The sequence below is a fragment of the Streptomyces atratus genome, assembly GCF_014648655.1.
Classification (GTDB): Bacteria; Actinomycetota; Actinomycetes; order Streptomycetales; family Streptomycetaceae; genus Streptomyces; species Streptomyces atratus.
In genome coordinates, this window is record NZ_BMRN01000077.1 from 1 (window position 1) to 19,564 (window position 19,564).

The following is a 19,564-nucleotide window of genomic DNA, read 5'->3' on the forward strand; positions in this document are numbered from 1 at the left end:
GGGGCGGGACCAGGCGTCGACCATGGCCTGGAGCTCCCGGGCGCGTTCGGCCTGGCCGCGCAGCGCGGCCAGCTGGGCCAGATACGCACGGGTGTGATGGGCGAACAGCGTGTGCCGGTGGGAGGTGGTGAGGTCCAGGCAGCGCTGTCCGGTGCGCTCGGCCTCGTCCCACTCACCGACCGTGATCTGGTCGAGCATGATCAGATGCAGCATCGTCATGCCGGAGACCATCGCCCCGGTCTCCACCTCGCGGTCCACGGTGCGCTGGAGGTGCGGCCGGTACTGGCTGAGTGTGTCCACGTGGTAGGCGGCGACCCCCAGCCGGCTGATGTCCCACGGTTCGAGCTCGCGGAGGTCGGCGAAGGCACCTTCCACCCGCCCGTGCACACCCGCGCCGTGCCGCACCACATCGCCCCACGCGTCCTGGTAGATGTGTGAATGCGGGGACACCAGGTCGCCCAGGGAACCGAGCAGCTCATGGGTGCGCTCCCACGCGGCCTCGTCACTCGCGTACTGGTTGATGGCCAGCAGCAGGTTGACCAGCCGTGTGAGCACCTCGTTCGGCTGCCGCTCCCCGCCGTCACGCATGTTCTCGATCGCCGCGACGACCTGGCGCCGCGAGGACCGTACGTCCCCGTCCTCGTACAGCGCGACATAGGCCGAGGTGACCACCGAGATCGGAGACTCGGTCCTTCCGGACGGCGTGTCGGAGCGGACCAAGTGCTGGGCCTGGTCCAGCAGGCCCGCGTGGCCGGCGATGAACGCGGCGTCGCCCAGCCGTCGGGACCGTTGCTCGTGACTCTCGCTGAGCTCCGCGGCACGGGTCAGCCAGGCGACGGCGGCCAGCGCGCCGCCACGTCGGGTGGCGGAGTCGGCCGCCGTCTCCAGCGCGGCCGCGACCTCCTCGTCCGGGTCGACCGTCGAGGCCCCCAGGTGTGTGGCGCGCCGTTCCACGTCATCACGGTGTACGTGGGCGAGGGCGGCGTGCGCCGCACGCCGCTCGTTGGGGGTCGCCGTCTGGACGATGGTCGACCGCACCAGCGGGTGCCGGAAGACGAAGTCGCCGCTGAGCGGGTCGATGTCCAGCAGGCCGCAGGCCGCGGCCTCGTCGGCGTTCACCATGCGATAGCGCGTGCCCCGTGTGCGGCCGGCCGCCGTACCGGCTCCGACGCCGTCCAGGGCGCCGCGCAGCAGCTCAGCGCGCACGGTGTCACCGAGCGCCTCGATACGAGAGCCGTACACGTGCTGAAGGCGCAGGGGCAGCGGGACGCCGGCGTATCCGAACAGTTCCTCGGCGTTGTATCCCGCCCGGTCGCCGCGCACATAGGGCGGCAGCTCCAGCAGGGCCAGCGGATTTCCCTGGGCCTCGTCCAGGACCAGACGGCGGATCCGGGGATCGAGTCCGGGATGGCGCATGTCCAGGAGTTGTTCGGAGGCCTTCTCCGACAGCGTGGTCACCGGCAGTTCGGGCAGCGCGGCCGTGTCGAAACCCGAGGGCACTTCGGAGCGCAGGCCGACGACGAGCTTCACCGAGCTGCCCGTGAGGCGGCGCCCCACGAACCCGCACACCTCGGTGCTGGAGGTATCGAGCCACTGGCCGTCGTCGAGAACCAGCAGGAGGGGTTGCTGCGAGGCCGTGAGGGAGAGCAGGTCGAGGACGGCGATGCCGAGGGTCATGACCGAGGGAGGTGTGCCCTCGCTCCTGCCGAAGACGACGTCGAAGACGCCTCGGTGGCTGTCGTCCAGCTGGCCGATGTAGGGGAGCAGCGGATACAGGAACTGGTGCAGACCGGCGAACGGCAGCTCCGACTCGGCCTCGACCCCGGCCGCTCTGATCACCCTGTGTTTCTCGCCGGTCGCGAGTGCGGCGGCGTGGTCCAGCAGAGCGCTCTTGCCCACACCTGTGTCACCCCGCAGGACGAGAGCCCGGCCCCCGGAGGCCACCACGAGTGCCGACAGCACCTCCTGCTCGCTCTCGCGGCCGACCATGGTCCCGACGATCGACTCCACTGTCCCCCACTCCCTTCACTGCTGAACCAGCGCCCGGCCGGGGCTGCCCGTGCGTACGGATCGCGCCAGGCGGCAGGGCGAAGGAACGTCGTTGTTCCTCGTCGCCGTGGCGACGACCACCTGCGCGCTTCGTCTCCGGACCTCGGGTGGGTGGTGCGCTCCGGAAGCCGCCGACGCGGTCGCGGTCGTGCCCCCGTACGGCCGGTGAGCGCATCACACATGGTGTGCGCTCACCCGGAATGGCGGCTGCGCCCATGATGTCCCGCCGCCTGTCCCACTCCTCCCGGGACAGAAGACTAAGTGTCTCCGGGGGTTTGCGTCACCTGTTATGGCCGAAAAGTTTCTTGTGCGGCTTCCGGGCGGTTGGAACGGCCCTGTGCGCCGGGTGTGTGCCTTCTCCTGCGAGACATGTGTCATCGACCCGACGCGCCGACCCTTCAGGAGGACCATGATGAGTCACTCCGCCCGCGCGTTCCGGCTGCGCTCGCCGGGGGCACGGCGAGCTCCGGGACGTGACGTCCCGGAACCGAAGGACGGTGAGGTCCTGGCGCGCACGCTGTGGTCGGGGGTCAGCCGTGGCACCGAGATGCCGATGTTCCGCGGCCTCCCCGCGGGCGGCCTCGCCGCGCTGTGCCACCGCATCCGGTACGAGGACTGACACCTACGCGCCGGGCGGCACGCCGCGGTGACCCGGCTCGCGGGCAGTGCCGCCACAGGTGAGCTACTGTCATACGTATCTACTTCACATATGTGTAAAGATGCGACAGGCGGAGCCCAGCAGGCGCACCGCTGGGGAACGAGGTGGGCATGGACTGGGTCGACCGAGGGCTGTGCCGGACGCGGCCGGAGCGGATGTTCGCCGAAGGCGCTCAGAACGAGGCCAAGGCCGTCTGTGCCGACTGCCCGGTCCGGCTCGACTGCCTGGCCTATGCCCTGGACAACCGCGAGGAATACGGCGTGTGGGGCGCGATGACCGACCGGGAACGCCGTGCGCTGCTGCGCCGCCGTCCGGCCGTGACCTCCTGGGCGGAGATCTTCGAGGCGGCCCGGACACACGAGGACAGGGCGCTGATCAGCATTCCTCAGCAGGCCCGCCCTACGCCGTCCCGGGCTGTCGGCCGCGCAGCGAGACGGCGGCCGGGCACGGCGCGGAAGGGGTTCGACCGCTGACCGATCCCGATCACTGAGGGCCGAACTCGCGGCGTGCGTCGGGCCGGGGCTCCGTCGTGCCCGGTCGGCTGTGGAGTCGTCTGCACCGGATTCAACCGTTCATTCCGCCGGCCGTGGATCTGTGCCAAGGATCCGAGTAATGATGTCCTGGAGTGGTGATGAACCCATCGATCAGCGCCGAGCGCGCCACACTCGCCGATCCGACCCGTCGGCTCATGGCGGCGGCCCATGAGATCGCCCCCGTGCTGTGCCGCACCGCGGAGGCGGCCGAGCGCGACAGCCGGCTGACGCCAGAGGCCGAGCGGTCGCTGCGGGAGGCGGGACTGTTCGGCCTTGGCGTGCCCAAGCGCTTCGGCGGCCACGAACTTCTGCCCGCCGACAGCCTGGAGGTGTTCGCAGAACTCGCGCTCGCCTGCCCGTCGAGCGCCTGGGTGGTGATGGTCTCGTACGTCGCGCAGCAGATCGCCGCCTCCTTCGGGGAGAAGGCGTGCCACGAGCTGTGGGGCGACGGCCCCGACGTCGCCATGTGCGGTGTGTTCGGCAGCGTGGGAGTCAACTCCAAACCCGTCGAGGGCGGGGTGGTCGTCTCCGGCGCCTGGGCCTGGGCGTCCGGCAGCCACCAGGCCGACTGGGCCCTGCTCGGCGTCCCGTTGTCCGGGGAGCCGGGCAGCGCGCCCGAACGGGGACTGGCGCTGGTGCCGACCTCCGTCCTCACCGTCGACAGGACCTGGGACATGGCGGGCATGCGCGGCACGGGCAGTGACACGCTGGTCGCCGACGAGGTGCTCGTCCCGGACCACCGGCTCCGGCGCTTCGCCGACGTCGTCCAGGGCAACGGGCTGCCCGAGGAGCCGCTGTACCGGATTCCGCCGGGGTCCATGACGCTCGTGTCCATGGGCCCCCTGCTGGGCACCGCGCGGGCGGTCCTCCGGCTCACCCTGGAGGCCGTGGAGGACGGCAAGCCGATGGCCATGTCCCTGCACGCCCGCCTCGCCGACTCGCCCAGCGTGCAGGCGGCGCTCGCCGAGGCGGCCACCCTCGTCGACTCCGCCCAGCTGCATCTGATGCGCTCGGCCGAGTCCATCGGCGCGGCGGCGCTCTCGGGGACCACGCCGTCGCTGGTCGAGCGGGCGCGGGTGCGCATGGACGCGGGACACGCCTCCGTATGCCTGCGCCAGGCGGTGCAGGCGCTGCTGACCGTCAGCGGGGCCGGCAGCTTCTCGGTCGCGAAGACCATTCAGCGTCACTGGCGCGACCTGGAGACAGCGTCCCGGCATCCCACGCTCAACCCCGGGCTCGCCAAGGAGATGTACGGCCGTGCGCTGGTGGGCGACGAGCGGCCGGTCAGCCCCATGGTCTGAGGCACGGCGTCGTCCCGCTCCGGCGTGTCACGTTTGGTGTGCACGTCACGCGGGGCCGCTTCCGCTCCGGCTCCTGGGACGTCGAGTCGATCCGGAGCGGTCCGGAAGAGAGCGGCTTTCCGGCACTGTACGACCCGTCGTCCGCGACCGTCGTGACCGGTCTGCCTGCCGTGCCGTCCGTCCGCCGCTCACACATGTGACCGAGCGGCGGGATACCCGACGACCTGCCGATAGGCTGCGGCGGCCCACCTTCTAAGGTGTGAGTATGATCCAGCACCGCAAGGGCCTCGTCCTCGACTTCGGTGGTGTGCTGACCACACCTCTGCTGCCCGCCGCGCTCGCCTTCGAGCGACGCGAGGAACTGACCGAGGGGACTCTGCTCACCGGCATGTACCTGAACCCCGAGGGAATCAGGCTCACCGAGGAGCTGGAGCGCGGCATGCTCACGCAGACGCAGTGGAACGAAGGAGCCGGCCGGCTCCTCGGGATCCCGCCGGACAACCTGATGGGCCGTATCTTCGCCGACCTGCGCCCCGAGACGTCGCTGATCGCGGCGGCCGCCGCCGCGCGCCGGGCCGGAATGAAGGTCGGGGTCCTGTCGAACTCCGTCGGCCTGACACCGTGGAACCTGTACGACGGATACGAGGTGGAGAACCTCTACGACGCCGTGGTGCTGTCCGAGGTCCACGGGACGCGCAAGCCCGAACCGGAGATCTTCCGGCTCGTGCTGAAGGAACTCGGTCTGACGGCCGAGGAGTGCGTGTTCGTCGACGACACCGAGCAGTATCTGCCGCCCGCGGCCGAACTGGGCTTCGCCACCGTCCACGCCGTGGAGCCCGCCCGGACGGTCACCGCCCTGGAGACCTTGCTCGGCATCCCCCTGACAGACAAGGACCCGGACCGGGTCACCTTGTGAGGAGACATATATGCGACTAGGTCTGGCCCTTCCGACTTTCGGTCCCGACGCCCGGCCGGAAGGTGTCCTCCGCGTCTGCCGTACGGCGGAGGAGGCCGGATACGACTCCCTGTGGACCGGCGACCGCGTCCTGGCCCCCCTGGTGCCGGGTGCGCCCTACCCGGGCGGCGACGGCGAGATGCCGCGGGCCTACGAGAACCATATGGACCCCCTGGTGGCCCTGACGTTCGCCGCGTCCCACACGACCCGGGTCCAGCTGGGCACGAGCACGCTGAACGGTCTGTGGCAGCCGCCGATCATGCTGGCCCGGTCGCTTACCACCCTCGACCTCCTCAGCCAGGGACGTCTGGTCGTGGGCCTCGGCCTCGGCTGGATGCCTGACGAGTACACAGCGGTCTCGGTGCCCTGGAAGGGCCGGGGCGCGCGGCTGGAGGAGACGCTGGACGTCCTGGAGAAGTACTGGACCAACGACGTCTTCTCGCACGAGGGACCGCTGTTCACCATCCCGGAGACCGTGGTGGGGCTCAAGCCGCGGCAGCGGCCCGGCCCCCTCGTGCTGCTCGCGGCGTTCACGCCCGGCGGACTGCGACGGATCGGCCGGCGGTTCGGCGGCTGGCTGCCCGTGGCGATGCCGCTCCCGCACCTGATGGGCATGTGGGACATCATCCTCAAGGAGGCGGTGGAGGCGGGCCGGGACCCGTCCGCCCTGCGTATGGCGCTTCGCGTCAACCCCCGGCTCACCGACACGAGGACCGGCCCCGAACAGGTGCCGAGGGCGGGCACCCTCGCCCAGTACGTCGACTATGCGCGGGCCGCCGCCGAGGCCGGTGTGCACGAGCTGTTCGTGGACTTCGGGCAGACGCCCGCCACTCTCGCCGAGCGCGTCGACCTGGCCGGCCGCTTCCTTGAAGGAGTCCGCCGCGGCTGACGGCGCCAGGCGCCGTGAATCTCGTCCCGGGGCGGGTGGTCGGGACGGACTCGCGGCGCGGAGACGGGGGCGCGATGGCCGCGGTCAGAACGCCACATCGGCCCGCGCGGTCACCGTGGGATCCGGTTCGCCCTGGAATGTGTCGGCGTCATCGCTGGTTGCTCGAAGCACCCACCCTGTCCGGTCCCCCGGCGCCACGAGCGCCGGGGGACCGGCATGGCGAACGCACCGATGGGAGAAGTCTTGAAGCGCCCCGACTCCGGCAACGAACCGTCCCGGCTCCGCCGCGTCCACATCCCCGGAACTGTGCCGCTGCTGTCTCCGGTGGTTTCCCGGCGCCCGCACGACGAGGAGGAGAAGCAGGACGCCTCCGGCACGGACACGACCCCACGGGCCATGGAATGAGATGAGCGTCGGTGGGACGCCCGCACGGCCGACGCGTGAGGAAGGCCCCGGGGACACATGGACACATGTGTCCCCGGGGCCTTCCTCACGTCAGGACGCTCCGAGGCCGCGCAGCAGGGTGTCGACGACGACGTCCGCCGCCTGTGCGGGGCTCAGTTCGGGCATCGTCCGGGACACCAGGTGCATGAGCTGGGGCAGCAACGCGCTCGCCCATCCCTGCGGGAGACCGCGGCGCAGGAGGCCTTCGTCGGTGGCGCGTTCGAGGAAGGCGTCGACCTCGCGGACGGATGCGTCACGGCGGGCGTGGACGGTGTCGTCGGCGAGCATGCGGGTGAGGTCGACGGGCCAGGTGCGGTTGACGGCGATGATGTTCTCGACGTAGCGGTGCAGTGCGACGGCGACGGGTGCCTCACGCAGCCGCGCGTCCTCGATGGCCCGCTCGATGGCCGTGAGCCGCGATTCGTAGATGGCCGCGAGGAGTTCCTCACGGGCGGCGAAGCGCCGGTAGACGGTGCGCCGGTCCACGCCCGCCTCGGCGGCGATGCTCGCGATGCTCGCGCCGGGGTCGGCGGCGAGCATGCGCGCCCCGGTGGTCAGGACGGCTTCCAGGTTGCGCGCTGCGTCGGCTCTCACCGCACCGATTCTAGCGGCGGAATGTGAAACCTCAGACATCTAATGCCTCTCGCACGTGCAGCACCGCCCATTAAGTGCTACATGAAAGTGACGTATAAGTGTCAGCCTGGTGTCCTCTTGGCGGCCCTGGACCGGACGATCGTCTCGACCGCGCTGTGCCCGGATAGCCGAGGACCTGAAAGGGTTCGACGACATCGCGTGGGTCAGCGCCGCGTACCTGCTCGCCTCGACGGCGGTGGCACCGCTGTGGGGCAAGCTCGGCGACATGTTCGGCCGCAAGCGGCTGTACCTGACCTCGACCACGGTCTTCCTGATCACCTCGGTGGCCTGCGGCCTGGCACAGAACCTGCCCGAACTGATCGGCGCCCGGGTGCTCCAGGGGGTGGGCGGCGGCGGCATGATCGTGCTGACCTTCGCCCTCGTCGGCGACATCGTCGACCCTGCCGAACGCGGCCGCTACCAGGGCATGTTCGGATCGGTCCACGGCGCCGCCGGCATCGTCGGCCCCCTGCCGGGCGGGGCCTTCACCGACCAGCTGTCCTGGCGGTGGGCCTTCCTGATCAACCTGCCCGTCGGGGCCGCCGCCCTGGTCATCGCCGGGCGGGCGCTGCCCGCCGCCACACGAGGCGCCAAGGCCCGCCCACAGCCACCGGATACCTCTCTGGACCGCAAGTCGTCAGCGGCCGTCAGCCGTCCTGGCTGATGTCGAGGTTCGAGAGCGCGTCCCTGAGCGCGGCCCGCGAGGTGATGCCCAGCTTGGGATAGATCTGGTAGAGATGCGTGCCGATGGTCCGATGCGACAGGAACAGCCGCTCGGCGATCTGCTTGTTGGTCAGCCCGGTCGCCGCGAGCGTGGCGATCTGCACTTCCTGCGCGGTCAGTGCCACGGGCCCCGGCCTGGCGGCGGTCGGCGCGGACTGGCCGCTCGCCCGCAGCTCGGCCGCCGCACGCGTCACCCAGGGCCCCGCGCCCAGCCGCTGGAAGACCTCCAGCGCCAGGGTCAGCTGCTCCCGGGCCTCCGTAGTGGCGCGCAGGCGCCGCAGCCGTTCGCCGTGGAAGAGGCGTACCCGTGCTGCGTCGAAGGGCCAGCGCTCCTGACCGGGCACGGACAGCGCCCGCTCGAAGAGGGCCACGGCCCCCTCGCCGGGCGTGGTCAGCGCCTCGCCGGCCAGTACCAGCAGCTCCAGCCGGGGCGACAGCTCGGCCATCGCGGACGCGCGCATCGCCGCCGCGTGGGCGGCGGCCTCCTTGTCCCGGCCGGTCCGCAGGGCCGCCTCGACCAGGTCCATCGTGCCCCACATGGCGATCGGGACGTAGGGGGCCACGGTCCCGGGCGGGCTGAGGGCGCAGGCGTGCTGGTAGGCGGTCTCGAAGTCGCCGCTGCCGAGGGCGGCCAGTGTCCTGGCGTGGCAGGCGAAGAACCGCGCACCGTGGGCCCCGCGGGGCGTCGCCCACCGGACGATCTCCTCGGTCAGGGCGGCACTTGTCGTCACGTCGCCCCGTGCCGCGGCCACGACCGCCTGCACATACTGGAAGTACCACGCGAAGAACCGGTAGTCGTGCTCTTCGCACAGCGCGAGTCCCTCGGCGGCAGACTGCGCGGCGTCGTCCCACTGGCCCACGTGGTAGTAGTCCAGGCCCAGGTGCATCAGCGCGCCCAGATGCCGGCGGACGGGCGCGGTGCCGGCGCGGCCCTGCTCGACCAGTCGGCGCGAGGCCCACCGGAAGTCCCCGAGCCGGTCCGGGTAGACCGAGGCGGTGCCGACGCGTACCACGCGGGTGGGATCGTCGCCCACGGTGGCGATCAGCTCGGCCAGCCGGGGCAGCGCCGGGGGACCGGTGCGCGCCGGGTCTGCGAAGGTCTGGGTGACCACCCACAGCAGCTCGGGCGGTCGTGGGGTCAGCCGGTCCACGAAGTCCCGCAGCGGCTCCCACAGCTTGGGGTCACCGCCGTACCAGCACAGCAGGACCAGCAGGTGCAGGGCTTCGACGAGGGCACCGTCCGAGGCGTCGTAGCCGTGCCCGCCCGCCTCGATCGCGCCGACCAGCAGCCGGTACGCGGTGTCGATGTCGCCGTCCCTGTTGATCAGCAGGAACGCGGATGCGGCCGCCGCGTGCAGCGATTCCTGCCCGGTGGGACTGATGAGCCGGGCTCCCGCGAGCAGCCGTGAAGCGCCCTCCAGTTCACCGCCGGAGTCGACGCCGACATAGGCGGCCTCCGCCAGCCGGCGGCTCGCGTCGGCCACCGCGGGGCTGAGTCCGGCGGCCCGGGTCAGCGCTGTCACCGCGCCGAGCGCGTCCCCGCGCCGCAGCCGGCGGTGCGCGGCCTCCTCCAGCAGGGCCGCGACCTCCTCGTCCGGGCCCACGGCCGCCTCTCCCAGGTGCCAGGCGCGGCGCTCCGGGTGGTCGCTGAGCACGTCGGCGAGCGCCTGGTGGGCTCTTCTGCGTTCCGAGGCGGTCACCAGTTCCACCACCGCGGAGCCGATCAGCGGATGCCGGAAGGACAGCCGTCGGTTGTCGGCCGAGACCGTCACCAGCCGGTTCCGCTCCGCCGGGGCGAGGTCGTCGACGGCGGCCCGGCCGGCCGCGGCCGCCTCGATCGAGGCCAGGTCGCCGGTTCCGTCGAGGGCGGCGATCAGCAGCAGTTCCCGGCTGCGGTCGGGCAGACCGGCCACCCGCGAGGCGAAGAGGGCTTGCAGCCGCCCGCTCAGCGGCAGTACGCCGGGCACCGCCGCCAGGGTCGCGCGCTGCTCGGCGGAGAGCGCCGTCGGCAGCTCCACCAGCGCGAGCGGGTTTCCGCGTGCCTCGGTCGCGATGCGGCGCCGTACCGCGGGGGAGACGTCGGGATGCGTGAGGGTGAGCAGCTCGGCCGACGACGCGTCGTCCAGCGGCTGGAGCCGGTACTCGGTCAGACCGCTCGACTCGAAGAAACTGTCGGAGCCCTCGCGGGAGGCCGCGAGGAAGCCGATACGGCTACCGACGAGCCGTCGGGCCACGAAGCCGAGCACGGAGTTGGTCGCCCGGTCCAGCCATGGCAGGTCGTCGACGACGAGCAGGAGGGGCGTCCGGACGGATATCAGCCGCAGCAGCAACAGCACCGCGGTGGAGGTCAGGAGGCGGTCGGGAGCCGGCCCGCCACCGATGCCGACCGCGACCCGCAGGGCGTCGCGGTGGACGGTGTCCAGGATCTCGAAGTCGTCGAAGAGCGGTACGAGGAGCTGGTTGAGACCGGCGTAGCTGATGTCCGCCTCGAATTGCACGCCCGCCGCGCGCAGCACCCGGACCCCGTTGCGTATGGCGCCCGCCGCCACCGCGTCGAGCACTGCGGTCTTGCCCACCCCCGCCTCGCCCGAGAGCAGCAGAGCCGCTCCGTGGACCTCCGAGTTGCTGTCGAAGAAGAAGTGGATGAACGCGAGGTCGCTGTCGCGTCCGACCAGCCGGCTGGAGGCCGGGCAGACGGTCGAGTCCAGGTCATTCATCGGGCTGCCTCCAACGGCCGGTATGTGGAGGCCCGGTGCTGTGAGCCGACCTGGCTGCGCCCCAATCCGGCTCCGTGCGGCCCGCAATCACTGCAGTCTAAAGGACGTCCAGATTTCGCCCTTGCAGCTCCCTGGGCTGGGAGTTCGGCGAGTGTTCGGGCGGTGAGGCGACGGAGCGCCGATGGCGTCGTAGCTATTACGGCGTAATAGCGGGGGCTGACGGGGCCGTGGTGGCCGGGCGTCGGGAGAAGCGCCGCGGGCCGGATCGGGTGCGGGCCGTCCGGTGCGGGCCGTTCGCGGCGCCACGGCCGGCGGATCAGGAACGGCGCAGCAGGTCGGCGGCGCGTTCGGCGATCGCGTACACGGTGGCGTTGGTGTTGTTGGAAGGGATGGAGGGGATGACGGAGGCGTCGGCGACGCGCAGTCCGTCGAGGCCGCGCACCCGCAGTGCGGAGTCCACCACGGACACCTCGTCCTCGCCCATCATGCAGGTGCCGACGGGGTGGCAGTACGAGCCGAAGTACGTGCGGGCGTAGTCGGCGATCGACTCCTCGTCCACCGCCGCGAGCCCCGGGCTGACCTCCTCGATCCCCCACTTGGCCAGCGCCGACGACCCGGCGATCCTGCGTGCCGTCGTGATGCCGGACAGCACCGCCCGGACGTCCTCCTCCTCGGTGAAGTAGCGGGGGTCGATCACCGGCGGGGCGTACGGGTCGGCCGAGGTGATCCTGAGCGAGCCGCGGCTTGCCGGCCGCATCGGTGAGATCCCGATGGTGAAGCCGTTCTGCACCGGGGCGACCGGGTTGGGCAGCGGGATGTCGATGAAGATGATCTGTACGTCCGGCCCGTCGGCGGCGGGGGTGCTGCGCAGCAGCCCCAGGATCTCGCCGTGGTTGTTGCGTGCCGTGGGAACAGGCCGCTGGGCCTGGTGGACGAGGTTGGTCCGCGGGTGGTCGTGCAGGTTGCGGCCGACTCCGGCGAGGGGGTGGAAGACCTGCACGCCGGCTGCGCGCAGTTCCTGTTCCGGTCCGATGCCGGAGCGCAGCAGTATCTGTGCGGAGCCGATGGCTCCGGCGGTGAGGACGGTCTCGCACGTGGCCCGTGCGGTGAACACGCGGCCGTCGACGCCGTACTCGACGCCGACGCAGCGGTTGCCTTCGAAGAGGAGGCGGTGGGCGGTCGCTCCGGTGATCACGTCGAGGTTGGGGCTGTCCAGGACCGGGGTGAGGTAGGCGTCGGTGGCGCTCTGGCGCTGTCCGTCGACGATGTTGAGGTCGACGGGGGCGAAGCCCTCCTCCAGGCCGCCGCTGATGTCGAAGGCCCGTCGGTGTCCGGTCTCGATCGCCGCGTCGAGGCAGGCGAGGAGGACCTCGTTGGGGTGCTGGGCCGGTCCCACGGTGAGGGGGCCTCGGGTGCCGCGGCCGGGGGCGCCGCTGGTGGCGGTCTCGGTGCGCTGGAAGTAGGGGAGCAGGTCGTCGAAGGTCCAGCCCTTGGCGCCGTGTTCGCTCCAGCTGTCGTAGCTGGTGCGGTGGCCGCGGGCGAAGACCATGGCGTTGATGGCGGACGAACCGCCCAGCCCCCGGCCGCGGGGGAGGGCCACCGGGGCGCCGGAGGCCTGCTGGACCACGGTCGTGTCGCCCCAGCCGGCCTCCGAGGCGGCGAGCGAGGGCCAGGACGGGGGATGGGCCACGGCTTCCGGGAGCCTGGCAGAGCCGGACTCCAGCAGCAGCACGCGGACCTCGGCGTTCTGGGTCAGACGTGCGGCGAGCACACAGCCGGCCGTTCCGCCTCCGACGACGATGACGTCGTGAGCAGGTTTCCGTGTAGACATGGTGATCCGTTCTCGCGTGAATCGTTGGTCCGAAATTGACCGTACCAATGATTCGAATCAATGGTACGTGATTTCTGATACCAATGAATCAAGGGTGGTGATCCGGACAGTCAGCGGGTGGGGGCCGGCCATCCTGCCCGACGTGGCCGGGGATCCACAGGCGGCACAGGTATTCCGTGTGCAACCGTCTTTCACGATGACGGAATCACCGTTCACGTCAACATGTGAGTGTGGACATGTTGACGTGAACGGTGAGGTGTGTCCGGCTCGTTTCACTGGCGTCAGGGTTCGCCGCCCGCTGCTCTTCTTGTGCCGTTCCGCACGAGGACGTGGAGCGGGGGCGTTCCGCATGTGTGAGTGAGGTTGTGATCAGGGTGAGTGCGGACATATCCGATGTGGCAAGTGTCAACCTGCGGCCGGAGGACGTGGTGGCTCTGCGGCATTCCGTGGGCGGAGTGGTCCTGGAGCCGGGATCGGAGGGGTACGAGGCCGAGTGCGCCACGTACAACCTGACCTGCGGTCTGCGGCCGGCCGTGGTGGTCGGCGCGAGCAGCGAACCGGACGTCCGTACGGCGGTCCGGTTCGCCGCGCGGCACGGGCTGCCGGTCGCGGTGAAGTCCGCGGCCCATCAGATGGTCTCGTCGGCCGAGGGTGGGCTGCTGATCACGACGGGGCGGATGCGGCGCATCTCCGTCGACGCGCAGGAGCACACCGTGCGGGTCGAGGCGGGGGTGCGCTGGAGTGACGTGCTGCCGCGCACGGCGGAGTTCGGGCTGGCCCCGATCGTGGGCTCGGCGCCGAACGTCGGTGTCGTCGGGTACACGCTCGGCGGCGGACAGAGCCCGCTGCTGGGACGGATGCTCGGCTATGCCGCCGACCATGTGCGGTGGCTGAACGTGGTCAGCGCGGACGGAGAACTCCGCCGCGTGACACCGCAGAGCGAACCGGACCTGTTCTGGGCGCTGCTGGGCGGCAAGGGCAACTTCGGTGTGGTGACCGAGATCGAGTTCGAGGTGTTCCCGGTCACGCGCTTCTACGGCGGCGGCATCTACTTCCCCGGTGAGCACCTGGCCCAGGTGCTGGAGGCCTGGCGCGCCTGGCTGCCGACGGTGGGGGAGGAGATGACTTCGTCCATAGGCATCCAGCGCCTGCCCGACATCCCGGTGCTGCCCGAGCCGTTGCGCGGTGCCTTCGTGATCCATCTGCGGATCGGCTACCTCGGATCGGCGGCCGACGGGGCGGAACTGATCGCCCCGCTGCGCGCGGCCGCGCCGGTGTTGATCGACCTGGTGGGGGAGAAGCCCTTCACCGCGATCGGGGAGGTCCACCTGGACCCGGTGGACCCGATGCCGTACTTCGACCGCAGTGTCTGCCTGGAGGAGTTCTCCGAGAAGACGGCGCAGGCGTTCGTGGAGCTGACGGGCCCGCAGTCGGGCTGCACTCTGGCGAACGTGGAGATCCGGGTGCTCGGTGGCGCGTTCGACCGTGAACCCGCGGTGCCGAACGCGGTGCCGAGCCGGGGTCTTCCGTATGTCGTCTTCGCGTTCGCGGTGGGCGCCCCGGACCAGGAGGAGACGCTGCGGGCCGACCTGGCGCGGGTCATGGACGGGCTGGCGCCCTGGGCGGCGGAGCGGAACATGGTCAACTTCCTCTCGCCGGACGAGGCGACCGACATCGAGGGGATGCGCGCGGTGTACGGGGCGGAGCGGTTCGACCGGCTTGCCGCGGTGAAGAAGCGATACGACCCGGCCAACGTCTTCCGGTTCAACCACAACATCACACCCGCCTGAGCCCCGCCCTGACGAACGCAGCACCCCGTCACCGAGCCGTCCGGTCGCAGGACCGGCGGCCGGTGACGGGGCGGTCACCCGGCTGGTGCGAAAACGACTACCGGACGAGTTCGGCGTTCTCCTTGACGAGCGCGGTCACGCGGTCGACGAGGTGTTCACCGGCCGGCCGGCGCGCATCGTGCAGCACGAGACCGACCACCTCACCGGCACGCTCTACCTCGAGGTGGCCCTGGCGCGGTCGCTGTCCACCAACGAGGCCGTGGCGGAGCACTGGTTGCAGCCCACATCCGAGACGGCCGCCCGGGAACCGGGATTCGAGCTGCCGTGACTGCCCGTCGCGTCGGTGCACACCTCGTATCCCACCGTCAAGTGACTGATGCGTGAGGTTTGTCCGGCAGTGCAGGCTGAGGCCGGCCGACACCTCCGGCAAGCCCGTCGGCATCCGGGAACACCCACGAACGCCGGGGACGTCCCGCGCGGACGGCCCCGGCCGAAACCCGGGCAGGACCCCGTCCCGCCCGGCGGGGCCTCGGGCAGCGGTACGTCCGACACGGAGAAGAGGATCTGGCGTGACAACGGTCGAGCAACAGCGTTCGTTGAAGAGCAGCAATCCGATACTGTCCCGGCCGCAGTTCAGGCGGCGGGGCGGACAGAAGACGGCGGTCAGGGACCCACGGGCCGGGATCGCCGTCGCACGGGAGCGGATCGGGGCCGGCAAGGACCCGGAGCAGGTCCACGCGGACGACCCCGCCCCGCTGCCGCTCCTCGTCGGCGACCTGATGACGATGGACGACGTCCTGCCCCGGGTGGCGGCGGCGCTCGGGGTCACGGCCCTGACGGCCGTGCTGTCGTGGATCCTGCCGCCGCTCGGCACGGCCGCGTCGTACGGCATCGCCGCCGGTGCCGGACTCCTCGCCGCGGCGCTCGTGGTGATCCAGTGCCACCGGAACCAGCCGTCTCCCGCCCTGATCCTGACGTTCGCGGCGTTCCAGGGCGTGTTCCTCGGCGTGCTCTCGATGACCGTTTCCAGCCATCTGTCACCGGGTGTCTTCGTGCAGACCGTGCTCGGGACGATGGCGGCCGCCGCCGGAGCCCTGCTCGCCTACAAACTGCACTGGATGCGGGTGCACCGACGCTTCTACGGCTTGGTCGGCGCCGCGCTGCTCGGAGTGGGCTTCCTGGCTCTGGCGGACTGGATTCTGTTCCCTCTCGTGGGCGCGGACGGCCTGGGCCTGCGTCCCGTAGGCCTCGGTGTGGTCATGGGGGTACTGGGCGTCGTCCTCGGGGCGTCCTTCCTGCCCCTGCACTTCCGGCAGGTCGAGGACGGCATCAGGTACGGCGTGTCCCGTGACCAGTCCTGGCCGGCCGCGTTCGGGCTCACCCTGACCCTGGTCTGGCTGTACGTGGAGACCGTGCGGCTGTTCACCCTCTTCCCGGGCGAGGACCTCTACTGACCGCGGGGCGGACGGCCTTTGGCCCCCGTCCTGCCGTCCTGCCCGCCGGGCCGGTCCGCGGATCACACGGTCTTGATCAGGGCCGTGGCCAGCAGCCCGACGGTGTACGCGATGCCGTAGTAGCGCAGGATCGGCTGCCGGGGCGAGATCTTCAGCAGGACCAGCGCGAACACGGTCGTCACGCCGATCACGAACGGGTCGAACCCTGCGTTCTCGAAGGCCAGGTTGGCCGTGATGCCCACGCCGATGAACAGGGCATTCACGGTGATCAGGACGTTGTCCCAACGACGCGGGGAACGGTCGGCCGGGAAGAGGAACTGGGTCAGCATGACCGTGGTGTTGAGCAGCGTGAACCCGGTGAGGAAGACGACGTCGGAGAACACGTCGTCGTTGTAGGCGACGACCCGGCAGATCGCGGGAAGGCTCTCCGAACAGAAACGTCCGTGCAGATAGTTGGTGATCTCGTGGTCGCCGAGGCCGAGGGCGTACACGTACGCGCCGGTCGTGAAGAGAGTGCCGAGCGCGACCGTGGCACCGTGCCGCCGGTGCCGTGAGTCGGTCACCAGGTGGGCGGCGACCAGGTAGTACAGCAGGACGGTGCACAGACCGAGCAACATGTTGTCGATCTCCACCCAGCGCAGGAACCCGTTGTCCGCGACGAACGCGAGTGTGCTGCCGGACTTGCGGTTGACCGAGACGAGCACGACGACCAGCGAGTTGAGGGTGAGCAGCAGGTGTAGCCTGCCGTGCGCGAGACGACCCGGGCGGGGAGCGGACCGCGGCCCGGTGTGCGGCACCTGCGTCAGGGAAGGATGACTGATCACACCCGACAGAACGTCCCGGACACCCGGGAAGGTTCACCCCGTGTTCGCGGTGACCGGCGGACACAGCCCCCGCATGAGCACGTCGAAGAGCCGCTCGGCCCTGGCTCGGTCATCGTCCTGCGGGCCGACGTGCCACAAGGGGCAGAGCAGCAGAAGTACGTCGTCGGCCGTCGTCCCGGGCGCGAGGCTGCCGGCCGCCTCGTTGGCACTCACCAGCGCCGAGAGGGCGTCGAGCAGCGGTCGGTACACCTCCCGGCACTCCGCCGTCAGCGCGCCGCCGACTCCCCTGACCGCGCACGCGAGCTCCGGTGTGGCCCTGCCGAGACTCAGCAGGCGTTCCAGCCACGCGCGCAGCGCGAGCAGCGGGCCCAGGGTGTCCATGAGGGCAGGCACGGCGGTCACCAGCTCGTCCACCTCCTCTCCGTACACCTGGAGCACCAGGGACTCCCGGGTCGGGAAGTGGCGATAGAGCGTTCCCTGTCCCACTCCCGCTCTGCGCGCGATGGACTTCAACGAGGTGTCGCCGGGCGCGGCGAGCACCTCTGCCGCCGCTTCGAGGATGCGCAGCCGGTTGGAGCGTGCGTCCGATCTCATCGATGCTTCGGTCTCTTTCCGTGGTGACCGCTGGGCGGGCGCAGGCCACGCCGCCGGGCAGGTGATGTGTGTGCCGCACACATTGCCTGGTGTCCGGCGAGCCGGTGCTGGACACACTCATGAGACACGTATCCTGGTTGAAACCTACACCGCCCCGAGACCGGGGCGGAGTCGCGCCCCGGACACCGACCCGACGGCCAGAGCCGGGCGCGGTCCTCCGTCGTCGTCTCGGGCAGGCCCCCCGCGGACGTGTCGTCCGACGGGCAGGGCACACCACCCGCACTGAACAGAAGGCCCTCGATACCCATGTCGCATGACGCAGTCGCTCCCCTCGCCCTCCTGGAACGGCACACACCGACCGTGGAGCGGCTCACCTTCCTGACCGCCGCCCTCGCCGAGGACCTCGACCGTGGCGACTGGGCCCCGGGCCCGCTGGAGCGGACCCTCACGTCCCGTCTGCTCGCGGCCTGCGCCGGCGACGGGCAGTTCACCCCGGTCCGCCTGCGCGAGACCTTGTGGGAGGGCAGCGTCGCCCTGACGTACGCCGGCGATGGCCGGCTGGCCCGGCTCCTCGCCGAGCTGTGCGAGGTGACCACGCACCCGGCGCCGGACGCCGAGCACGCGCTGTCCGCCGCCTCGCGTCTGCTGGAGCGGGCGGCACAGGACGTACCCGGGGACGGCGACGAGCTCTGACGGCACCGGGGACGAGGCTCCCCACCTCCCCACGAGGTCGGGGCGGCCGGATGCCCAGGCGCCGAGAGCGCGTTCAGCCGGCCGTCCCGACCTCAGCCACGGCTGCCGGACCCCGAACGGCGCCGGTCCAGCGCAAGGGCGGAGGCAGGAGATACGGAGGCATTCATACGTGTTTTCCGACGCGCAGTTCATGCGGTGGCTGACGCGCGTCATGCACCCCCCAGCGCAGTCAGATGACGGATGTGTTCGGCACTCCGTCTCCGGAAGACTGAATGCCATGAAGCTCGCACACCGGGCACGGAGGGGAGAGAACATGACGAGGTACCACAGGTGCGGCCGGCCGTGCTGTGACCATTCGCCCGCCAGGCTGTCATCGTCCGGGCCGTCATCGTCCGGGCGGCGTCCCAGGAGGGCCGGCGCGGACGGGCCCGTTCTCACCCTGGTGCGGGGCGCCCAGGCCCATCGGATGCCGGTCGCCCTGTCCACGCTGACGCGGGACCCCATGCCGGCCGACGTCCGGGGCGCGATCGTGACGCCGGTGAACGGCAGGCTCATGGCCACCTGGATACCGCTGGACGGACCGTCCCGCGTCCCGCAGGGCCGCGTCCTGCTGTCCTGGACGCCCACGGATGGCGACCGGACGGACGTCACCGCTCATCTGGGCCTCGCGGGCGCCCAGGTCCTGCTGGCGGTCTGGCCCGGCCTGCGTGGCGAGTGGTCTGGCGTCGTCCGTCCCACCGTCGCCGAGGCGACGGAACTGCATGCCGCGCTGCGCCTGGCGACCGTGGTTCTGAACCGACTGACCGACTGGCCGGATGGCCCGCTGGTCGGCTGAACAGGCCGGCGAGGGGTCGGTGTGACCGGAGTGAGGCTTACGCCTCCTCGTCGACCCAGCTCATCAGCTTGCGAAGCTGCTTGCCGGTGGTCTCCAGCAGATGCTCGGAGTCCTGCTTCTTGTACTCGTCGTACCTCGTCGGACGGCCGTGGTACTCGTCCGTCCACTCACGCGCGAAGGTGCCGTCCCGGATCTCGGCGAGGACCTGCTTCATCTCCGCCTCGGTGGCGGCGGTGATGATCCGCGGGCCGGTGACATGGTCGCCGTCCTGGAACGCCACGGCCCTCCTCGTACTGGCGGCGCACCAGGTGACCCGGGACCTTCGGGGCGACCATGCACACGTCGACGCCGGCCGGGGCCTTGTGCGGTGCCCTCGATGCCGTGCAGGAGTGCCGGACCGGGCCCGCTGACCCGGGTGTCGTACGCGAGCATGTGTCACCTCTTCTCGCACTTCCCCCCATTTCCGCGGCGCTCAGGCGTTCAGGGTGTGCTGTCCTCGGAGCTCAGGTGGTCACGAGGTCGTGTCCCTCGCCGGTTTCGGTGCCGGGCTGCTCGGTGGTCCAGGAGGTGAGGATGCGCAGGGCGTCGTGGGAGGGGCTGCCGGGTTCGGCGGTGAGGACCATGAGGCGTTGTCGGGAGTC

At 70.9% G+C, this 19,564-nt stretch carries 16 protein-coding genes and 3 pseudogenes; 12 read left to right on the forward strand and 7 right to left on the reverse strand.

The features are described from left to right. On the reverse strand, positions 1–1,989 hold a 1,989-nt coding region (locus IEZ15_RS40970; RefSeq protein ID WP_373302746.1), incomplete at its 3' end, for an AAA family ATPase. Positions 1,990–2,458: 469 nt separating this feature from the next. Between IEZ15_RS40970 and IEZ15_RS40975 the strand changes: the two genes are divergently transcribed. From IEZ15_RS40975 to IEZ15_RS41000, 6 genes are all read left to right on the forward strand, one after another. Further along, positions 2,459–2,668 carry a hypothetical protein gene (locus IEZ15_RS40975; RefSeq protein WP_194535982.1) on the forward strand — a complete coding sequence of 70 codons (210 nt, stop codon included), beginning with the start codon at positions 2,459–2,461 and terminating at the stop codon, positions 2,666–2,668. 149 nt (positions 2,669–2,817) lie between these two features. Continuing rightward, the gene (locus tag IEZ15_RS40980) at positions 2,818–3,180 is read left to right on the forward strand and encodes a WhiB family transcriptional regulator (RefSeq protein ID WP_189282062.1); all 363 of its coding nucleotides are present in this window, start codon (positions 2,818–2,820) and stop codon (positions 3,178–3,180) included. 158 nt (positions 3,181–3,338) lie between these two features. Beyond that, positions 3,339–4,541, forward strand: coding sequence for an acyl-CoA dehydrogenase family protein (locus tag IEZ15_RS40985; protein WP_189282063.1), 1,203 nt, complete (start codon positions 3,339–3,341; stop codon positions 4,539–4,541). Positions 4,542–4,806: 265 nt separating this feature from the next. Then, complete coding sequence (locus IEZ15_RS40990; protein ID WP_189282064.1) at positions 4,807–5,457, forward strand: HAD-IA family hydrolase; 651 nt, start codon at positions 4,807–4,809, stop codon at positions 5,455–5,457. A 10-nt stretch (positions 5,458–5,467) separates the two neighbouring features. Then, positions 5,468–6,385, forward strand: a complete 918-nt coding sequence (locus IEZ15_RS40995; protein WP_189282065.1) for a TIGR03619 family F420-dependent LLM class oxidoreductase — start codon at positions 5,468–5,470, stop codon at positions 6,383–6,385. A gap of 231 nt (positions 6,386–6,616) precedes the next feature. After that, positions 6,617–6,790 (forward strand): hypothetical protein, encoded by a 174-nt coding sequence (locus IEZ15_RS41000; protein ID WP_189282075.1) that lies wholly within the window; start codon positions 6,617–6,619, stop codon positions 6,788–6,790. A gap of 90 nt (positions 6,791–6,880) precedes the next feature. Here IEZ15_RS41000 and IEZ15_RS41005 read toward each other — a convergent pair whose 3' ends face one another. Beyond that, positions 6,881–7,369, reverse strand: a complete 489-nt coding sequence (locus IEZ15_RS41005; RefSeq protein ID WP_189282072.1) for a TetR/AcrR family transcriptional regulator — start codon at positions 7,367–7,369, stop codon at positions 6,881–6,883. A 135-nt stretch (positions 7,370–7,504) separates the two neighbouring features. Here IEZ15_RS41005 and IEZ15_RS41010 point away from each other — a divergent pair. Further along, positions 7,505–8,063, forward strand: a pseudogene (locus IEZ15_RS41010) (MFS transporter); the annotation flags it as partial. A gap of 46 nt (positions 8,064–8,109) precedes the next feature. On the opposite strand, the gene IEZ15_RS41015 reads toward IEZ15_RS41010, so the two are convergent. Together IEZ15_RS41015 and IEZ15_RS41020 are read right to left on the reverse strand one after the other, a co-directional pair. Continuing rightward, entirely contained in the window at positions 8,110–10,902 is a 2,793-nt protein-coding gene (locus IEZ15_RS41015) for an ATP-binding protein (RefSeq protein WP_189282066.1), read from the reverse strand. A 316-nt stretch (positions 10,903–11,218) separates the two neighbouring features. After that, entirely contained in the window at positions 11,219–12,733 is a 1,515-nt protein-coding gene (locus tag IEZ15_RS41020; protein ID WP_189282067.1) for a GMC family oxidoreductase, read from the reverse strand. A gap of 395 nt (positions 12,734–13,128) precedes the next feature. On the opposite strand from IEZ15_RS41020, the gene IEZ15_RS41025 reads away from it, so the two are divergent. The 3 genes and pseudogenes from IEZ15_RS41025 to IEZ15_RS41035 all read left to right on the forward strand — a co-directional run bounded on the left by IEZ15_RS41025 (position 13,129) and on the right by IEZ15_RS41035 (position 15,977). After that, positions 13,129–14,523 (forward strand): FAD-binding oxidoreductase, encoded by a 1,395-nt coding sequence (locus IEZ15_RS41025; protein WP_229846490.1) that lies wholly within the window; start codon positions 13,129–13,131, stop codon positions 14,521–14,523. Positions 14,524–14,647: 124 nt separating this feature from the next. Next, positions 14,648–14,851, forward strand: a pseudogene (locus tag IEZ15_RS41030) (peptide deformylase); the annotation flags it as partial. A gap of 241 nt (positions 14,852–15,092) precedes the next feature. Next, positions 15,093–15,977, forward strand: a complete 885-nt coding sequence (locus IEZ15_RS41035; protein WP_189282068.1) for a Bax inhibitor-1/YccA family protein — start codon at positions 15,093–15,095, stop codon at positions 15,975–15,977. A 62-nt stretch (positions 15,978–16,039) separates the two neighbouring features. On the opposite strand, the gene IEZ15_RS45975 is transcribed toward IEZ15_RS41035, so the two are convergent. Beyond that, the gene (locus tag IEZ15_RS45975) at positions 16,040–16,774 is read right to left on the reverse strand and encodes a hypothetical protein (protein WP_229846491.1); all 735 of its coding nucleotides are present in this window, start codon (positions 16,772–16,774) and stop codon (positions 16,040–16,042) included. A gap of 60 nt (positions 16,775–16,834) precedes the next feature. Further along, entirely contained in the window at positions 16,835–17,395 is a 561-nt protein-coding gene (locus tag IEZ15_RS41045) for a TetR/AcrR family transcriptional regulator (protein ID WP_189282069.1), read from the reverse strand. A gap of 306 nt (positions 17,396–17,701) precedes the next feature. On the opposite strand from IEZ15_RS41045, the gene IEZ15_RS41050 reads away from it, so the two are divergent. Together IEZ15_RS41050 and IEZ15_RS41055 are read left to right on the forward strand one after the other, a co-directional pair. After that, the gene (locus tag IEZ15_RS41050; protein WP_189282070.1) at positions 17,702–18,088 is read left to right on the forward strand and encodes a hypothetical protein; all 387 of its coding nucleotides are present in this window, start codon (positions 17,702–17,704) and stop codon (positions 18,086–18,088) included. Between the two features lie 442 nt (positions 18,089–18,530). Beyond that, on the forward strand, positions 18,531–18,923 hold the full coding sequence (locus tag IEZ15_RS41055) for a hypothetical protein (RefSeq protein WP_229846492.1): 393 nt from the start codon (positions 18,531–18,533) through the stop codon (positions 18,921–18,923). Positions 18,924–18,960: 37 nt separating this feature from the next. On the opposite strand, the pseudogene IEZ15_RS41060 reads toward IEZ15_RS41055, so the two are convergent. Further along, positions 18,961–19,285: pseudogene (locus IEZ15_RS41060) on the reverse strand (hypothetical protein); the annotation flags it as partial. Positions 19,286–19,564: the final 279 nt, after the last annotated feature.